The 1,609-nt window shown below is 36.2% G+C and carries 1 protein-coding gene; it reads left to right on the top strand.

Features of this window, described 5'->3' with window-relative positions:
- Positions 1-260: 260 nt before the first annotated feature.
- On the top strand, positions 261-1,493 hold the full coding sequence (locus tag GXZ17_RS10280) for an integrase catalytic domain-containing protein (protein WP_409377194.1): 1,233 nt from the start codon (positions 261-263) through the stop codon (positions 1,491-1,493).
- The last annotated feature ends 116 nt before the right edge of the window (positions 1,494-1,609 follow it).

Raw genomic sequence — 1,609 nt, 5'->3', positions numbered from 1 at the left:
TCAATTGAATAAAGTAAGATTCCTTGGATTAAAGGAAGAAGATGAGGGTCGTATTCTCGGAAAAAATTTGAGCAAAATACTGAATTTAGATTAACAGGATGATGAGATTATACTATTTTTATTTGAAATTGAAAAGAGTGCGAGTTGCTTCATTTAAAATCAAAGTGAAATGGTATCGTTGCCTCAACTAAAAATCAAAGTTAAATTATTATTCCCTTAAGAGAATATTCTTAAGGGAGGGATTAGAGGTGGGGCTTTCTATGAAGACACGAAGAGAAATTGTTTATGAGGCCAGTAAAGGATATAAGAAATTATCCAAGAAAGAAAAGACAGAGAGGCTCGATAACCTGGTAGCTATTACTGGATACAATCGTGACCATGCTTCACGATTACTCTCCCAGCATGATAGGTGTGTTTATGTAAAAGATGTTTCTGGAAGATCATATAGATTAGTTGGTGATGTGAGAAAAAAGGAAAAACGTTCTCGAAAGAGGAAATATGATACAGAAGTATTTAAAGCCTTAAAGCAAATCTGGGCTATTATGGACTATCCTTGTGGTAAACGATTAGCTCCCTGTATGAGCTGGCTTGTGCCAAAATTAGAGGCATTTGGAGAGATAAAAATAGAGCAAGAGGTGAGGGAGAAACTATTAACTATTTCTGCTTCCACTATTGACCGCTTACTTAAAGGAGAAAAGAAAAAAATGGCTCTCAAAAGCAGGAAGAGCACTAAACCTGGTACTTTACTTAAAAACCAGATTGAAGTACGTACTTTTGCCGATTGGAATAGAGCTAAGGTAGGATTTATGGAGATGGATTTAGTATCTCATGAAGGTGGTAATCCTAGGGGAGATTTTGCTTTTAGCTTAACTCTTACCGATGTATGCTCAGGTTGGACAGAAAATAGAGCAGTAAAAAATAGAGCCCAAAAGTGGACCTTTGAGGCTATAGACATCATAAAAAAAAGACTGCCCTTCTCTATTAAAGGTCTGGATTCAGATAATGATAGTACCTTTATCAACCATCATATGTTGCATTACTGTGAGGAAAACCATATTACCTTTACGAGATCCAGAGCAGGGAACAAAAATGATGGTTGTTACGTAGAACAGAAAAACTGGTCTATAGTGAGAAGAACGGTAGGTTATGCTCGCTATGATACCGATGAGGAGGTGGATATCTTAAACCAGATCTACGATGTCTTGAGGCTCTATGTGAATATGTTTCAACCTGTGGCAAAGTTAATATCCAAAGAAAGACAGGGAGCTAAGGTTAAGAAAATATATGATACTCCCAAGACTCCCTGTCATAGATTATTAGAATCCCCGGATGTACCTGAAGAGGTAAAAGCACAACTGCAAAAGACCTTTGATGAACTTAATCCAGCTGCCTTAAAACGAGAGATAGATAGGTTACTGAAAGAACTGACCAAAGCTTATCTCAAGAAAAAAACAGAGGTGGAACAAATTGACAGAGAACTCATTTTCACCTAGAATTTTATGTGAGGCATCGTATATATTTCACCTACATTTTTAAATGAGGCATCATGTAGGTAGTTAAAGAAATTTTGGAAAATTTTAAAACAATATACTCATTCTCTCTCTTTTTC

It is taken from the genome of Candidatus Sordicultor fermentans (assembly GCF_012728195.1).
Taxonomy (GTDB): Bacteria; Atribacterota; Atribacteria; order Atribacterales; family Caldatribacteriaceae; genus Sordicultor; species Sordicultor fermentans.
The sequence above is the reverse complement of the archived record's forward strand: the minus strand, read 5'-3'. Positions and strand labels throughout refer to the sequence as shown.